Below are 15785 nucleotides of genomic sequence, written 5' to 3'. Positions count from 1 at the left end.
CCTTAACTAATTCAGTAAAACAAGGCTGATTTCTGGGATAAAAGCAATGAGAAGCAATGCAAGGATAAAAAAGCCAATAATCGGCATCGCTCTTTTTGCTATTTCCATTACAGGTATATCCGTAATCGAGCTGGCGACAAACAGGTTTACACCTATCGGTGGCGTAACAAAACCAATGGCTAAATTTACCGTCATCATAATTCCAAAATGAATGGGATCCATTCCAAAGCTTTCTACAATAGGAAGTAAAATGGGAGTTAATATCAATATTGCTGGCGTAGTATCCATAACCATACCCACAATAAGAAGAAATACATTAATCACCAAAATAATCAAAACATAGCTGTTAAAATGACTCATAATCCAACCACTGATACTTTGAGGTACCTGCATAAGAGTCAATACCCTTGAAAATGCAGTTGATGCCGCCAAGATAAAAAGAATTGGAGCATACGTACGCAGTCCTTCAATAAAGATACCCATGATTTCTTTCGGCTTGATGGATTTATACACAAAGACACTGATGACTAAAGAATAGATTACCGAAATAACTGCTGCCTCTGTAGGAGAAGTAATCCCTGCATAAATACATCCCAGGATAATTACTGGTGATAGCAATGCCCAAAAGCTGCTTTTGAAAATACTAAATAATCCCTTTTCATGAAGCTTTCCAATTTCTTCATTAATCTTTTCCTTATCCTCACCATTTTTCTTACAATAAATAAAGGTGTAAACCATGAGCATTCCACCAATCAAAACTCCTGGAATAATCCCTGCAATAAAAATATCACTCACCGATACGTTAGAGGACATGCTATACATAATAAAGGGAATACTTGGCGGAATAATAATTCCTAAGCTTCCTGCTACTGCTACTAATGCTGTACAGAACTTCCGATCATATCCCAGATTTACCAGAATGGGTATAGTCATACTTCCTACTGCTGCCGTTGTGGCAATTCCTGAGCCGGAAATCGCCCCATAAAACAGACAGGTTACCACTACTGCGCAAGGCAATCCAGCTGTTCTTTTTCCCAAAAAGTAGGAAAACAAATCAAATAGTCTTTTTGAAATTCCTCCTCTTGCCATAACAAGTCCAGATAAAATAAACATCGGCACTGCTAAAAGTGGAAAACTGTCCAGCCCTCCAAACATTGAGCGGATAACGTACGTTGCACTTGCCGTAAATGAGGAATCAAAAAGTCCTGGTAATATAGACGCAATTCCCAAAGAAGTAGAAATGGGGATTGCAATTAATAAACAAACTACAAATAAAAGCATTACAATTCCTGATGACATTATTTCCCCGACCTACCCTTCATTAATTTTACTCTTTCCACCCATTTTTGCAGCAATCTAATTACGGAAAGAATACAGCAAAGCACTGTAGAGGATTCCACAATCCACATAGGAAGACCTATCGCAGCCGTTCTTTGCCCACTTTCAATGGCAGATACTACAAATTTAACTGCAAAGGGTGTTAAATAAGCAAAGAAGAACATTTGAATTGTATAGCTGATGAGCTTAGAGATATGCATCAGCTTTTCCGGTAATAATTCAATAAGCTGTATAATTTTTATGGATAAACTATGTTTTATGCAATAGCTTGCACTTAAAAATCCAGAGCAGACAAACAAATAGCGGGTTAATTCCTCTGACCATGATAAGGATGCCGAAAAAAGGTATCTGGCAATTACCTGTATGCCCATTATTACAACCATTAATATTAAGAATACCAGTAATATTCCTTCCTCCAAATGCTTATCCAGCCATTTTATCACTTTCACTATAAGTTCCACCTCCTGAAATCACTTTGTTATTATTTTAACTTAAAAAGACAAAAAAGTATATTTCTTCTTCAATAGTAAAGAGAGCTGCCGAAGGTATTGTACCTGCGACAGTCTCCCCACATTATTTCTTACTATTCTGCCTTCTTAAGAGCACTTACTCCGTACATTTTCTTATGCTGTACCACAAGATAGCTCATTGCAAGAATACAGATTACTGCTGCTGCTAACAACAATCCCATCATCGTATTTACTGCTGCTGCTTCTCCAATTGATTTTGTCATTGCTGATACAATGTAGGGAAGGAAACAACTTGCCAGACTCATAAATGTATAATAGATTCCTGTATTTCTCCCCTTTGGGCCAGGACAAAAGAGCTGTCGTACACCCAATCCTGTCTGAAGAGCTCCACCTGCCGCAAAGAAGCCTAAGAGAGCAATGGCAACATAAACAACCATAACGTTTTGTACCAATAATGTAATCACTAAGGCTACTGCTGTGAAAATCGAATCAATCAAAACAACCTTGAGTGGATTCCATTTCAATTTTCCCATCATAATCGCCCAAAAGATAACTGCAACAATAGATCCTGCTGTATAAATAGATGTCAATCCTGCTGCCTGCATTTCCGAAAGTCCACGACTATTCATACCAAATGCCTTTGTATACTGTTGTGCACCGAACATAATAAACATACATAAGAAACCATATGCCATTGTAATAATCTGTACCATAGTGTTTGGAGGCACAAGCTGTCTTGCTTTTGCCTTCTCCACCTCTGGATCCACAAATTTCTTCTTATCCGTTACTGATTTTTTATCTACAGTCTTTAGCTCATCATCATAAGCAAAACGTGCAATTACTGACACAACAACACATACAATTGACAATACAAGTGGAATCAAAATATTGATTTTCCAATTGCCCTGGTCTGCGAAATACACAACCAATAGCGGATATATAATTCCGGATATAGACACAAACAACTTGATTCCAACCAGTGCGGAACCCGAATACTTCGGTACTGCTTCCTGAACAGCTGGATATAAAGATGCATCCCAAAAACCTGATGTTGCAACTCCCATTAAAAACCCAGCCACACAAGCTGCGGTAAAGCTTGTGGAAAAATAAAGTAATGCAAAACAGATTACGTATAAAACTCCACCTGCAACTGCCATAACCTTACGCCCGATTTTATCGGATATTTCTCCACCAATCCATACGGTTAAAAGCTTACCAAATCCGGTAGCTGTTACCACCAATGATACAGCGGCAGCCCCTAATACTTCATCTGTATATCCCCACTGTGTAAAGAAATTCGCCTTATTCTGCTGTAGAATAATTGCCTGCATACCATGGGTAAAATAGCACAGATAAACTACTACTAATGATAATATATACTTTTTCTCTTTCATTCCTCTTCTCCTTTTAACTCTGTTCTATATCTGGCTTCGTTGAAACTCCTGATATTCTTTTGTTGGCATTTCCTGACCGGTATAAAGCTGATAAGCTGCCGCTCCCTGCCACAAAAGCATTCCTTTTCCACCGATTGCCTTACAGCCTATTTCCTCAGCTTCCAGGATTAATTTTGTTTTTTCCGGATTATAGATTGTATCTGCCACAACCAAATCCTTTCTTAACCATTCTTTTTCTACCAGAGATCTGTCTTGATAAGGTTTCATACCTATCATGGTAGAGTTCACTAATATATCTGCACTTTCAATTTCCTTTGCTAGCAATCCTTTGTCCTCAATGTCATAAACATGCACTACACAATTGGGTGCTTCTTTTTCAATCTTCTTTGCGGTATCCAACGCTCTTTCAAAGAATGCATCCTTTACATTAAAAATCGCAATCTCTTTTGCTCCATCTAAAGCACACTGAACCTGAAGTGCTGTTCCGGCACCGCCTGCACCAAGAACCACAAGCTTTTTATCCTTTATGTCCACACCCTCTTCTTCCAGATTTCGTACAAATCCGGTTCCGTCTGTGATATGTCCAACCAGGGTTCCATTGTCATTCACAATGGTATTGCAGGCTCCAATAATTCTTGCTGCCGGTGAAATCTCGTCCACAAGCTTTGCTGCGATGTTTTTACAAGGCATTGTTACATTACAGCCTCTCATATTTAGAAGCTTAACTGACTTTAGTGCCTCTTCCATCTGGTCTTCTTTGATGTCAAATGCCATATAAGCATAATCAAGTCCTCCATGCTGAAAACTAAAGTTATACATTGCTGGTGATCCGGAGTGGCCTACCGGACTTCCAAACAATGCCAGTAAACCTGTTCTTCCCGTAATTCTCTTTTCCATAATTATATTTCCCCGCATTTTCTATATTTGTACTGCCGCTTCATACGCTTCTTTCGTCGCATCTAAGGCTCTTCTTGCCCTTGTTGCATCCCCTACAACGAATACATTTTCACCCATTTCCTCTAGCTTTTCTGCAAATGGATTATAGTTTCTAAAGCCCATAGAGAGCACAACTGAATCGTAACCTCTCGTCTCATGCTTTACTCCGTCACTGGTCTCATAAGCTACGCCATCTGTGAAGAACTCACATACCTTTGCACCTGTAATTTCATTAATGCCATACTGTTTAAAATCTTCCATCAGAAATACCCTATGCTCGTGAATTACATCCGCTCCAACGGTATCTCTAAACTCAATTACTGTCACATCATGCTCTTGCTCTCCCAGGAAGGCCGCAGTTTCACAACCAACCATTCCGCCTCCAACTACAAGAACCTTCTTTCCGGCTGCTGTTTTTCCATCTAAAAGGTCTGAGCCATGGATAATTGCCGGATCCTCAATTCCTTTTATTGGGAGAATTAATGTCTTTGATCCAGTAGAAACAATGACAGAATCTGGTTTTTCCTCTTTTACTGTATCCAGAGTTGCCTCTGTATTCATTAATATTTTCACGCCAGCCTTCTCTGCTCTTTTTATGTAGCTGCGAATCATATTGGCGATATCTCCCTTTCCAGGAGGATAAGCTGCAAGTCGCATATTTCCACCTAAAACATCTGATGCCTCATACAAAGTAACATCGTGACCTTTTTCCGCTGCAGTATATGCTGCACATAATCCGGCAACACCACCACCAATAACCATAACCTTCTTTGCTTCCCCTGCTTTTGTCACCTCATCCGACTCATGTCCAAGCTCTGGATTTACAAGACAGCAAATTGGTTCACCTTTATACATATTTGCCACACATCCCTGCAGACAGGCAATACATGGGTTTAAATCTTCCAGCCGTCCTTCTTTTGCCTTATTGGGTAGTTCAGGATCTGCAAGACTCTGTCTTCCAAATGCTACAAGATCTGCCATTCCTTTTCGCACCATCATTTCTGCAAAATAAGGCTCTGTATGACGTCCAACTGTGATAACTGGTATAGAAACCATGTCCTTAATCTTCTTCACTAAATCAGATGAAAATCCTGCATGAATTGCTGTAGGTGCCCACATATACTCGTCTTTAATATGTACTGCTCTTGATACATGAAGTCCATCAATACCATAAGACTCCAGACAGACTGCTAAAGTGGCATTATCATTAACATCCATTCCGCCAAGGATATCCTCTGTACTATTAATACGAGCAAGAACTGCAATTTTCCCCTCGGTTTCTTTTTTGATTTCTTCAATAATCAGTTTCGGGAATCTTAAACGATTTTCAAGATTTCCACCAAACTCATCCACTCTTTTATTCGTTCTTGGAGATAAGAAGGTATTCACTAAATATCCATGAGCCATATGGATTTCCACTGCATCCGCTCCTGCGAGCATAGCACGCTTTGCAGCGGCGCCGTATCCTTTGGCTAATTCATATATCTCCTCTGTTGTCAAAGCTTCCGGTGTATCTTTTCCTGCTACAGAAGGGATTGCAGATGCCGCCTTGATGGGGGCTCCTGCATTCTTTGCATTTCCTTCCGGACCTGCATTCTGTAACTGAATGGAAATTTTTGCTCCTTCATTATGACAAGAGTCTATTACTTTTTTAAAGCTTTCAATTGTTGAATCGTCATAAAGACAAGGTTTTCTTGGTCCCCCCTTTGCCCCCGGGTGAACAACAGTTGCTTCTATCGTAATAAGCCCAAATCCACCTTTTGCTCTTTTTGTATAGTAAGCTTTAGACTGATCACTTAATGTTCCATCTGTATTGGCAAAATTGTTTCCCATAGGGGGAACAACGTACCTGTTCTTTACCGTCATTGGTCCGATTTGAATCGACTCATACATTTTTTCAAATTTCATAAATCTTACCTCACTTCTCTTTCTATGCGTCTAACAATTCCGGCCAAACTTCGTTGATTACTTTCTTCGCATTTTCAAAATTATGCTTTGCAGCCTCTTTTACACCAGTTGCTAAAATAGCATCACTGATTACTTCAACTCCTACTGCCTTTGGCTCAATTCCTTTTTCCTTAATCATTTTTAAGAACGGCGCAGTGGAACCAATTCCTGTACCTGGTGCTAAGCGGTCATGCATTGACTCATCTCTCAAAATAGCTTCTGCATATGCTCTGTCCCATACGTCATTAATCTGAACGGACACAATTTTATCAGCAGGTATGTCTTTTATCACCTCAAGATCTATCGGTTGGTTTGCTCTTACCCAGTGCCATGTATCTAAAATCAATTTTGCATTTTCACAATCTGCCATTTTCACAACATCCCATCCTTTTTTCATATTCGGGATTCCACTGTATGGCATTGGCTCTACACCAATTGTATATTTACCTGCTCTTTGGCATAACTCTTTCAGTTTCTGTGCAGTATGTTCAACTGTATAGTCTTCCATCAACCCGCAATTGATATGGTTAACACCAAACAATTCACACATATGGAAACACATTTGCTCTTTGTATTTTTGTTCGTATGTTCTGTTGTCATCTGCCCACTGTACAATATACTCTACCTCGGTAACCTTCATATCATGCTTTTTAAGTATTTCCATGATATCTTCATCAAACAATCCTTCATTCAAGGCATCCACATAGGTTTCTGCTCTTAATCCGATTCCTTCAAAACCTGCTTCTTTCGCTGCTATTACCCGCTCCTCAAATTTACATTGATCTCCTAATGTCCATGAACTTATTGTTATTGGATATTTTTTTGACATATCAATTCTCCTTCCATTGTAAAAATTGAACATTTTTTTTCGAATATTCGTCCAATCTTGTTGCATTTGTTATTAAAATAATTATATTGGGTCGTTAAATAAAAAACAAATTGATATTCTTGTCGGAATTCATAGATTTTTCTAATAGGTCATGGTACAATCATACCAAATTTTAAGAATATATTATGAAAGGAGCCCGTATGAACCTATATCATTTACGTTACTTTGTCGCTTTAGCTCATCTGGAACACTATACAAAAGCCGCTGAACAACTAATGATAACTCAACCAAGCTTAAGCCATGCCATTTCTTCCATTGAAGAAGAATTGGGTGTAAAACTATTCGAAAAAGCTGGTCGAAACATCGCTTTAACAAAATGCGGACGAAGCTTTCTCTTAGAGGTAGAGGCATCTTTGCGCATATTAGATTCTAGTATTAACAATTTAAAGCTTGTTGGAAAAGGTGAAGGTGTGATTGAGATTGGCTTTCTTCGAACTTTAGGCTCTGATTTAGTCCCTCGACTCATCAAGGGCTTTTTAGATCAGAATCCCAATTCAAACATTGACTTTCACATATCCGGTGATAATGGTTTGACCCCGGATTTGTTAACTGGACTTAAAGATAGAGTTTATGACCTTGTGCTCTGTTCAAAAATGGAGAATGAACCTCTCATCGACTTTACCCCCTTTTCAAAACAGGATTTAGTCGTTGCTGTTCCCAGTAACCATCCCCTTGCAGACCAGACAAGCATTCATTTAGAAGAAACTCTTCCCTATCCACATATTTTCTTTCGCAAGCGAAGTGGTCTTCGATCCATTATTGATAAACTGTTCCGCAGTATTGGACATTTTCCTGAGATTGCGTATGAAATCGAAGAAGATCAAGTGGTTGCCGGATTTGTATCCCATGGTTTTGGAATCGCAGTTATTCCCAACATGCCCTTATTAAGTCATATGGATATAAAAGCAATCCCTCTTATCTCTCCAGTATGGGAACGAAACTTCTATATTGCCACCTTAAAAAACACTTACGTTGCTCCTGCCGCTCAAGCTTTTAAACAGTACATTCTGGACAATGCTCAATAAATCCATAAATTTTATTTATGGATTTGCCTATATTTACCAATTTGTTTTATTGTTTTTCTTCCTTTAACATAAAATTAACAAAGTTAAAAAATGTAAATTAGGAGGATACACAATGAACAAATCAGACTTTGGCCATATTTTTGAGCCCCTTCAAGTTCGAAATATGACCTTAAAAAACAGAATCGTCATGACACCTATGGGAACGAATTACGGGTCTCAGAGTGGCGAAATCAGCAACGATCATATTCATTACTACGAACTACGGGCGAGAGGAGGCACTGGTCTGATTATCGTTGAAAATATTGGCATCGATTATCCGCTAGGCTCAAATGGGACCACCCAGATTCGTATTGATCACGATAGTTTTTTGCCTCAGCTCTATAAGCTTACGGAAAGCGTACACAACCATGGCGCCTGTATTGCTGTACAGATTAACCATGCCGGTGCATCTGCAATGTCATCACGAACAGGGATGCAGCCAGTATCTGCATCCAACATTCCCTCTAAAGACGGCGGCGAGCTCCCACGTCCTCTTCTGAAAGAGGAAATCCAGGAAATTGTCAAAAAATATGGCCAGGCTGCGAGACGTGCTCAAATTGCCGGTTTTGATTCTGTGGAAATTCATGCTGGACACTCTTATTTAATCAGCCAATTTCTATCCCCTCTTACCAATAAAAGAGAGGATGAATTTGGTGGTTCTATTGAAAATCGTTCCCGCTTTGCAAAGATGGTTGTAGAAGAAGTTCGCTCTCAAGTCGGTCCCGGCTTCCCCATTATCATGCGTGTCAGTGCGGATGAATTTTTAGCCGGTGGAAACACCCTGGAGGATACCTTAAAGTACCTTGAATTTATCGGTGAAGAGGTAGATATATTTGATGTATCTGCCGGGCTTAATGGATCGATACACAAACAAATTGACGCCAGTTACTACGAAGATGGATGGCGTTCTTACATGGCGAAGGCCGTAAAGGCAAAGTTCAATAAGCCTTGCATGGCTATGGGGAATGTTCGTGATCCAAAGGCTGCTGAGGATATTCTTGCGCGAGGAGATGCGGACTTAATCGGAATTGGACGCGGACTCATTGCCGATCCTGACTGGGTAAATAAAACAGCTAAAGGAAATGTCTCAACGATACGTAAATGTATTTCCTGTAATATTGGATGTGCCGGTAATCGAATTGGAAACAACCGCCCCATTCGCTGTACTGTAAACCCCTCTACACTTTCTGGGGAAGTATACAAAAAGCAAAATGTGTCAAAACCTTGTAACGTTGTGATTATTGGTGGTGGAACTGCTGGACTGGAAGCCGCTTGTACTGCTGCCGAGGTTGGCTGTCAGACCTTCCTCATTGAAAAGGAAAAAGAACTTGGCGGACTTGCCCTTCAGATCTCGAAGATTCCGGAAAAGAAACGTTTGGCTGATTTTCCAAACTATATGATTCAAAGAGCGAAGAATTTGAAGAACCTAAGTATATTTACTGAAACAGAGCCTACTGTATCCTTTATTCAAAATCTTCATCCTGACATTATTGTCAATGCAACTGGCTCCACGCCACTTCTGCCGCCAATCAAGGGACTCCATGAGCGTATGAATCAGCCCGGTGGAAAAGTAGCTTCTATCACCCATATGATTGAAAATATTGATTGCTATGGTGATGACCTGACAGGAAAGAAGATCGTGGTAATCGGCGGCGGCGCAGTAGGACTTGATGTGGTAGAATTTTTTGCACCAAGAGGGGCTGATGTAAGCATCGTTGAGATGATGCCAATCATTGGAAATGGTTTGGATCCTGTATCGAAAGTACAGATGACAACAATGATGACAGACAATAATGTGACGCAACTGACCAATACCGCTCTCTTAGAGGTTAAGGACTCTGCCTTTTCTGTAAAAAATCCTGATGGTACCACACAAGATTTAGACTTTGATTATGGCTTTGTCTGCTTGGGTATGAAAGCATACTCACCAGTTTATGATTCTCTTGCCCTTGCTTTCGGTGAGGATGTTACTCTTTCCAACATTGGAGACAGTGTACGGGCAAGACGAATTATTGAAGGTGTTCATGAAGGTCGAAATATTTTAAACATATTAGAAAGAGAAGGTTATCTATAAAAATATGAATACACACCATTTGCATTACTTCATTACTTTAGCGGAGCTGGAACACTATACAAAGGCTTCGGATCAATTGGGTGTCAGTCAACCCAATTTAAGCCATGCGATTCACTCAATTGAAAATGAATTACAGGTGAAGCTATTCCAAAAAAAAGGACGCAATATATCCCTGACAAAATATGGTTATCTTTTCCTTGATTATGCAAAGAACTGTGTTCAGTCACTCGATGCCGGAAAACGTAAGATTCAGGCAATGGCAGGAGAAAACTCCGGAAGTATCAATCTCGCATATATCTATACTTTAGGAAGTTCTCTTGCACCCAAGCTTGTGCGAAACTTTTTAACACAAAATAGCAACTATGATGTTTCTTTTCAATTTTCTGTTGGTAATTCTACAGATATCATTAAAGGGCTTCAATCAGAACTTTATGATGTTGCTTTTTGCTCCAAAGAACGATTACGGGACGATATCATCTTTGTCCCCTTCATACGTGAAAAGCTCGTCGTGGTACTTCCCCAGAACCATCCACTTGGTGAGAAAAAGAAACTGTGCCTTCATGATTTAAAGGAAGAACCTCTTATTACTTTTACCAAATCAAGTGGTCTCCGCCCGACTATCGAGGAGCTTTACCAATCCGCAAACATAGTTCCTGACATTGCCTATGAGATTGGTGAAGATTCCTCAATTGCAGGTTTGGTTTCCGAAGGCTTTGGGTTTGCTATTATGCCGGAAATTCCGATGTTAAACTCTTTTCCTGTAACAATCCGCCAATTGGAAGAGGAAAATTATCAGCGCTTTATCTATCTCGCTTATATGAAGGAAAAATATCACTCTCCGGTTACCAACCAATTTATTGATTTTATACAAAGTATGAGCATAGAAAAATAAGTGCCTCCAAATGGAGCGCACTTATTTTTCTCTATTCCGTCAGCTTCTCAATCAGCTCTTCACAAATTGCCATAATGGTCTTATTGTCTGTATGAAGAATAACATCTGCTGCCTCTTCATACTTCTCACGCCTTTTCCCAATCAGCTCCCGGATAAACTCGATATTTTTATTTCCATTCAAAAGAGGTCTTTCATCACTATCCTTTACCCTCTCTAAAATGGTTTCCGGTTGTGCCGTTAGAAGCACAACCTTTCCGTTCTTCTTCATCTCTACCACATTTTCCTTGCGCATTGCCACACCGCCTCCACAGGAAATAATGGTGTTCTTTTCTTCCTGAAGCTCAATCAGAAGTTTGGTCTCTAAGTTTCTAAAGTACTCTTCCCCATAAGTTGCAAATATATCTGGGATGCTCATTTCTTCCCGTTCAGCAATTACTTGATCCATTTCCACTATCTTCATGGCAAACATAGTGCTCAGGAATTCTGATATGGTACTTTTACCTGCTCCCATAAAGCCGATTAGTACAATGTTATGTGAAAATAATTTTCTGGCCTGTATTCTCTTGCTGGTTCTGATGATACGGTTCATAATCCCCATAATTTCTTCCGGGTGCTTTTTCCCTTCCAGCTTGGCTTGCCATTTCTTGTTTTTTCGTTCTTCCTGTTCCGGTTGAAAAATCGGAATCTGCCTTGCTTCTTTATAAACCATTAATTCTTCTACAATTGCATTTCTTTTCAATAACAGCTCAAAAATCTGATCATCACACAAATCCAGTTCTTCTCGACATTTTTCAATCTCGTTCATTTTATTCACTCCCTAATCTTTTGTCAATTTGAACCATTCTAGCACATTTTCCTTTTTTGTGGAAGAATATTAAGGTATAATCTTATTATATATCAACCGTAAATGAATGAGGTAACCGCCATGCTAAAAAGAGTCAAAACCTATTTTTATGATAATATACTGGATAAAAATCAGCCCTTGGAATATCGGGTTTATATGATATTTTTGTTAGAAAGCTATTTTATATCAATCCTTTCTGCCACAACAAATACATTACTTGGAAAGGGGTTACTTGGAATTATTTTCCAATGGACTTTTATTGCCTTGTCCACCCTCTTACTTTTTATGTCCAGAAGTACGCGTTTGAAAACTTATTACCCTGTATTATTAATCGTTTCTTTTATCTATATTCCCTTCCTCTTTTTCCAAACAGCAGGATATGATGGAACAGCACTTTTTTTTGCACCTCTTGCATTTTTTCTGGTTTCCATTACATTTAGAGGAAAAATCCGGATATTTCTAGTCGGAGCCAATATATTCGAATGGGTGGTCTGCATTTTAATTCAGTACTTTAACCCTTCCCTGATTATTGCCCACAATACCCCCTTTGATAAACTCTTAGACCTGCTAGTAGCTCTTATTCTATCCCTGGCTGGACTTTCTATTATGAGCGCTTCCATAAGTAACGCCTTCACTTCGACAAATGAACAATTAGAAGAATTGTCTAAGAGGGATGCTTTGACCAAGGTATACAATCGCCGCTATCTGGATTGGTTCCTGGAAACAGAGTTATCTTCCTGTAAAGAAAACAACAAAACCTTGAGTGTTTTGCTCTTTGATTTAGATGATTTCAAAAAAATAAACGATACCTATGGCCATGGTTTCGGCGATATTGTGCTCGTTGAATTTGCCGCTGCTATCCAACGCACATTAAGACCTTACGATGTATTAACTCGATTTGGTGGTGAAGAGTTCGTTGTAATTCTCCACAACATTGAGCTTAAAGAAGCTCTTGACATTGCCGAACGTGGGCGGAAAGCAGTTCACTCATTAAAGTTTCGCAATAATATTCAGATTTCTGTCAGCATAGGTGTTGCACTTTCAAGACCTGAAGATACGATGTCTTCTATTCTGGACAGGGCAGACAAATGCCTCTATGAAGCAAAACATAGAGGCAAAAATCAAGTTTATTATAAGGATTTTAAGCTTTTGTAAGGAGAAATACGGCTCCAATTATGCAAACAAGACCTAAAATATCGGTAACACCAAAGGCAACATGCATAAATACCACCACCGCAATAGTTGCTGTTACTGGCTCAACTGCCGCAAAAAGGCTGGCTTTTTCCGGACCTATGATTCGAACCCCTTCCATATAGCATGCAAAAGAGAGTAAAGTTCCAATAATAATTACAATTATCAATGCAGCAAAGGTTCCTCCATCCCAGTGTCCCACGATGTTCCATGGATGCACAAACAGGCTTAAAAGAATTCCCCCTATCAGCATTCCATACCCTACCACACAAAAGGTACCGTATTTTGGCATAATTGAGGTTGGAATTAAATTGTATAGAGCCATTGCTATCGAAGAGCCAATTCCCCAAAGGAGCGCTTCCTTCGAAAGCACCATCGTTTTAATATCTCCCCCCGTTGCCAGAATAAAGGTTCCCCCTACCGCCATAATCAGTGCCAAAGCTTCCAGCTTCGTTGGAAGCCTTTTTTTGATGTAAGAAGTATAAGCCATAATCAAAATAGGTGCCGTATACTGAATCACCGTTGCAGTTCCCGCATTAGAAGTCTCTACTGCTGAGAAATAAGTGAGCTGACATGCTGCCATACCAAAAATTGCAAACAGCAACAGTGCAACAGCATCTTTTTTATTCTTCCATATCAAAAACATATTCCTTCCTTGCTTCCGATATACTGTAAATAGTAAAATTCCTCCTGCTATTAAAAGCCGTACACATACCAGCCACTTTGCAGTAAGGTACTTTTCCTGAAATAAATATTGACCACAAACCCCTGAGAATCCCCAGAATACTCCACCAATAATTGCAAGCGCCGTTCCTCTTGCATGTTCTCTTTTTTCCATTCCCTTTTTAGACTCCTTTTTTCTCTTCAAGGGCTAGTATAGCATACTTTTTTTCGCTATAATAATAAAAGTACTAAATGAATGGAAAAGAGGTTTCTATGTCAAAACGAAGAAGAAAAAGAAAAAACAGAAAAAGCAGCTATCTGTTAATCCCAATTGCAGTGATCTGTCTTTTATGCGTTCTCGCTACCTATAGGTTGTTCCCCAAAAATGAGGCAAAGCCTTCAAAAGAAGTGCCACATAAAACAAAGGCTCTTCATCTGAAAGACAAAGAGCCTAAGGCCATTCTTCCCGATCGCTCCAGCTTCGCTGTAAATCCGGAAATTCCTGCCGGTTCACTTACTCCGACAGATGAAAAGGTTGTCTATTTAACTTTAGATGATGGTCCCTCCCAAAATACACAATCCGTCTTAGATATTTTGGACCGCTACAAGGTAAAGGCCACCTTTTTTGTAACAGGTGCCATGCCTGAGCACCGCCACATGATTAAAGAAACGTATGACAAAGGGCATACCATTGCTTTGCACACCTATTCCCATGACTATCCCTCTGTATATTCTTCCGTTGATGCCTATTTTGCCGACTTGGATGCCATAGGAAATCTCGTAAAAGAAGAAATTGGATATGTACCATGCTTTATTCGTTTCCCTGGCGGCTCATCCAATACCATTTCCGCATCCTATACTCACGGAATTATGTCTGCTTTAGTTCAAGAAGTGCAAGCCCAGGGCTACCAATACTACGATTGGAATGTAAGCTCTGGTGATGGAGCCGTTCGCTCTGCTGATCAGCTGGTTGCCCAAGCAACTACTGGTGTTGAGAATAATATTGTTCTTTTATCCCATGACTCTGCAGCAAAGCAAACAACTGTAGAGGCTCTTCCCCGCATTATTGAGCATTACCAAAATCTCGGCTATGTCTTTAAGGCTCTTGACCGTGAAAGCTATGCCCCTCATCATGGAGTAAATAATTAGTTCTCCAATGCTTCCTTCGGAACCTCAATTTTCTTAACGCTATTGTATTCATTCATCGTAAGAGTCATCAGATATTTATCAATTTCCATGCCATAGGAATCCGCGCCCTCTATCCCGTTCATCATGTTCTTCATATCAAAGGATAGAGCTGCCGGAAGGATTTTATCTTTATAAATATCAATTGTGCATGGGAAACTTTCGCTTTTAATCTCATCCATATCTATAAGCTCGCCTGCTCCCATGGAATCCATCAGCTCTCCATCAATCAGAGCAAAAAGATTTTCTCCGCTAATTTCTCCTTTTAAACGGAAGCATTCTTTCCCATTTACCTTTGAACTTTCTTCCTCCAAGGTGAATTTCTCCGCATCCTTTTGGAGCGCCAGATACGCCTGTGGATTTGCCATATCGGTCTTATCCTCAATGTCTTCTTCTGATGTATCCCATAATCCATCTGTATAGAGATAGGTCATGAGCTTCTCCTTCTCTTCAACCTGATACACTTCCATGTCCATCGACATGTTCTCACCTGCCATATCCGCATCTACTGTTCCCAAGATTTTACATGCGTAAGGTTTGGTTATCGTATCAATATCCATATCCATTCCTACTGTTCCAGACATTCCCATTACCGATACTTCCATTTCAATCTTTAGATTAGAAGAAGTAGACTCTGTTTTTTCAAAGTTCTTAACAATATCCCCAAATAAATTCTCTGGAGTCGCCTTTTTTCCACATCCTCCAAGTGCAACACTAAGAGTCAATATCATCACCAATATTGCTCCTGTCATTCGTTTCATTTTTTTCATTTCTCATTTCCTCCTATTTTTAACGTCAATTCATTATACACTATTTCTTACTTATATTATACCTTTTTAGCTAAAATAGGCATTCTCATCCATTGACGTACTTCTCAAAATTAATTATAGTGAGATTA

The 15785-nt window shown here is 39.6% G+C and carries 14 protein-coding genes; 5 read left to right on the top strand and 9 right to left on the bottom strand.

Going from position 1 to position 15785, the window contains the following annotated elements; translation table 11 throughout:
- Positions 1-6 precede the first annotated feature (6 nt).
- From NHH15_RS00260 to NHH15_RS00235, 6 genes are all read right to left on the bottom strand, one after another.
- Entirely contained in the window at positions 7-1299 is a 1293-nt protein-coding gene (locus NHH15_RS00260) for a TRAP transporter large permease (protein WP_262064636.1), read from the bottom strand.
- Entirely contained in the window at positions 1299-1787 is a 489-nt protein-coding gene (locus NHH15_RS00255; protein WP_262064635.1) for a TRAP transporter small permease, read from the bottom strand. Before NHH15_RS00255 ends, NHH15_RS00260 begins: the two co-directional genes overlap by 1 nt.
- Positions 1788-1921: 134 nt before the next feature.
- Positions 1922-3202, bottom strand: a complete 1281-nt coding sequence (locus NHH15_RS00250; protein ID WP_262064634.1) for an MFS transporter — start codon at positions 3200-3202, stop codon at positions 1922-1924.
- 24 nt (positions 3203-3226) lie between these two features.
- Positions 3227-4099: a shikimate dehydrogenase gene (gene aroE, locus NHH15_RS00245; protein ID WP_262064633.1), complete on the bottom strand. Its 873-nt coding sequence runs from the start codon at positions 4097-4099 to the stop codon at positions 3227-3229.
- Between the two features lie 21 nt (positions 4100-4120).
- Positions 4121-6046, bottom strand: a complete 1926-nt coding sequence (locus NHH15_RS00240; RefSeq protein ID WP_262064632.1) for an NAD(P)/FAD-dependent oxidoreductase — start codon at positions 6044-6046, stop codon at positions 4121-4123.
- Positions 6047-6068: 22 nt separating this feature from the next.
- The gene (locus NHH15_RS00235; RefSeq protein WP_262064631.1) at positions 6069-6914 is read right to left on the bottom strand and encodes a sugar phosphate isomerase/epimerase family protein; all 846 of its coding nucleotides are present in this window, start codon (positions 6912-6914) and stop codon (positions 6069-6071) included.
- A 200-nt stretch (positions 6915-7114) separates the two neighbouring features.
- Here NHH15_RS00235 and NHH15_RS00230 point away from each other — a divergent pair, with 200 nt between their 5' ends.
- From NHH15_RS00230 to NHH15_RS00220, 3 genes are all read left to right on the top strand, one after another.
- Complete coding sequence (locus tag NHH15_RS00230) at positions 7115-7999, top strand: LysR family transcriptional regulator (RefSeq protein ID WP_262064630.1); 885 nt, start codon at positions 7115-7117, stop codon at positions 7997-7999.
- A gap of 112 nt (positions 8000-8111) precedes the next feature.
- A complete protein-coding gene (locus NHH15_RS00225; protein ID WP_262064629.1) occupies positions 8112-10112 on the top strand; it encodes an NAD(P)/FAD-dependent oxidoreductase in 2001 nt (666 codons plus the stop codon).
- A gap of 4 nt (positions 10113-10116) precedes the next feature.
- Complete coding sequence (locus NHH15_RS00220) at positions 10117-11004, top strand: LysR family transcriptional regulator (protein ID WP_262064628.1); 888 nt, start codon at positions 10117-10119, stop codon at positions 11002-11004.
- Positions 11005-11035: 31 nt separating this feature from the next.
- Here the strand turns inward: NHH15_RS00220 and NHH15_RS00215 are convergent, their stop codons facing one another.
- Positions 11036-11809 (bottom strand): shikimate kinase, encoded by a 774-nt coding sequence (locus tag NHH15_RS00215; protein WP_262064627.1) that lies wholly within the window; start codon positions 11807-11809, stop codon positions 11036-11038.
- Between the two features lie 120 nt (positions 11810-11929).
- Between NHH15_RS00215 and NHH15_RS00210 the strand changes: the two genes are divergently transcribed.
- Positions 11930-13003 carry a GGDEF domain-containing protein gene (locus tag NHH15_RS00210; protein ID WP_262064626.1) on the top strand — a complete coding sequence of 358 codons (1074 nt, stop codon included), beginning with the start codon at positions 11930-11932 and terminating at the stop codon, positions 13001-13003.
- Here the strand turns inward: NHH15_RS00210 and NHH15_RS00205 are convergent.
- Positions 12990-13877: a DMT family transporter gene (locus tag NHH15_RS00205; RefSeq protein WP_262064625.1), complete on the bottom strand. Its 888-nt coding sequence runs from the start codon at positions 13875-13877 to the stop codon at positions 12990-12992. The genes NHH15_RS00210 and NHH15_RS00205 overlap by 14 nt on opposite strands.
- 98 nt (positions 13878-13975) lie before the next feature.
- On the opposite strand from NHH15_RS00205, the gene NHH15_RS00200 reads away from it, so the two are divergent.
- Positions 13976-14851 carry a polysaccharide deacetylase family protein gene (locus NHH15_RS00200; RefSeq protein WP_262064624.1) on the top strand — a complete coding sequence of 292 codons (876 nt, stop codon included), beginning with the start codon at positions 13976-13978 and terminating at the stop codon, positions 14849-14851.
- Here NHH15_RS00200 and NHH15_RS00195 read toward each other — a convergent pair.
- A complete protein-coding gene (locus tag NHH15_RS00195) occupies positions 14848-15657 on the bottom strand; it encodes a DUF6612 family protein (protein ID WP_262064623.1) in 810 nt (269 codons plus the stop codon). The genes NHH15_RS00200 and NHH15_RS00195 overlap by 4 nt on opposite strands.
- Between the last annotated feature and the right edge of the window lie 128 nt (positions 15658-15785).

Source organism: Aequitasia blattaphilus (assembly GCF_024721305.1).
In the GTDB taxonomy this organism is placed as follows: Bacteria; Bacillota; Clostridia; order Lachnospirales; family Lachnospiraceae; genus Aequitasia; species Aequitasia blattaphila.
Note: the sequence above shows the minus strand (reverse complement) of the source record. Positions and strands in the feature narration are given on the sequence as shown.

Excerpts from the sequence above, each read along its gene's own strand:
- NHH15_RS00260 (WP_262064636.1), bottom strand. The coding sequence starts at position 1,299 with ATGTCATCAGGAATTGTAATGCTTTTATTTGTAGTTTGTTTATTAATT.
- NHH15_RS00250 (WP_262064634.1), bottom strand. The coding sequence starts at position 3,202 with ATGAAAGAGAAAAAGTATATATTATCATTAGTAGTAGTTTATCTGTGC.
- aroE (WP_262064633.1), bottom strand. The coding sequence starts at position 4,099 with ATGGAAAAGAGAATTACGGGAAGAACAGGTTTACTGGCATTGTTTGGA.
- NHH15_RS00240 (WP_262064632.1), bottom strand. The coding sequence starts at position 6,046 with ATGAAATTTGAAAAAATGTATGAGTCGATTCAAATCGGACCAATGACG.
- NHH15_RS00235 (WP_262064631.1), bottom strand. The coding sequence starts at position 6,914 with ATGTCAAAAAAATATCCAATAACAATAAGTTCATGGACATTAGGAGAT.
- NHH15_RS00230 (WP_262064630.1), top strand. The coding sequence starts at position 7,115 with ATGAACCTATATCATTTACGTTACTTTGTCGCTTTAGCTCATCTGGAA.
- NHH15_RS00225 (WP_262064629.1), top strand. The coding sequence starts at position 8,112 with ATGAACAAATCAGACTTTGGCCATATTTTTGAGCCCCTTCAAGTTCGA.
- NHH15_RS00220 (WP_262064628.1), top strand. The coding sequence starts at position 10,117 with ATGAATACACACCATTTGCATTACTTCATTACTTTAGCGGAGCTGGAA.
- NHH15_RS00215 (WP_262064627.1), bottom strand. The coding sequence starts at position 11,809 with ATGAACGAGATTGAAAAATGTCGAGAAGAACTGGATTTGTGTGATGAT.
- NHH15_RS00210 (WP_262064626.1), top strand. The coding sequence starts at position 11,930 with ATGCTAAAAAGAGTCAAAACCTATTTTTATGATAATATACTGGATAAA.
- NHH15_RS00205 (WP_262064625.1), bottom strand. The coding sequence starts at position 13,877 with ATGGAAAAAAGAGAACATGCAAGAGGAACGGCGCTTGCAATTATTGGT.
- NHH15_RS00200 (WP_262064624.1), top strand. The coding sequence starts at position 13,976 with ATGTCAAAACGAAGAAGAAAAAGAAAAAACAGAAAAAGCAGCTATCTG.
- NHH15_RS00195 (WP_262064623.1), bottom strand. The coding sequence starts at position 15,657 with ATGAAAAAAATGAAACGAATGACAGGAGCAATATTGGTGATGATATTG.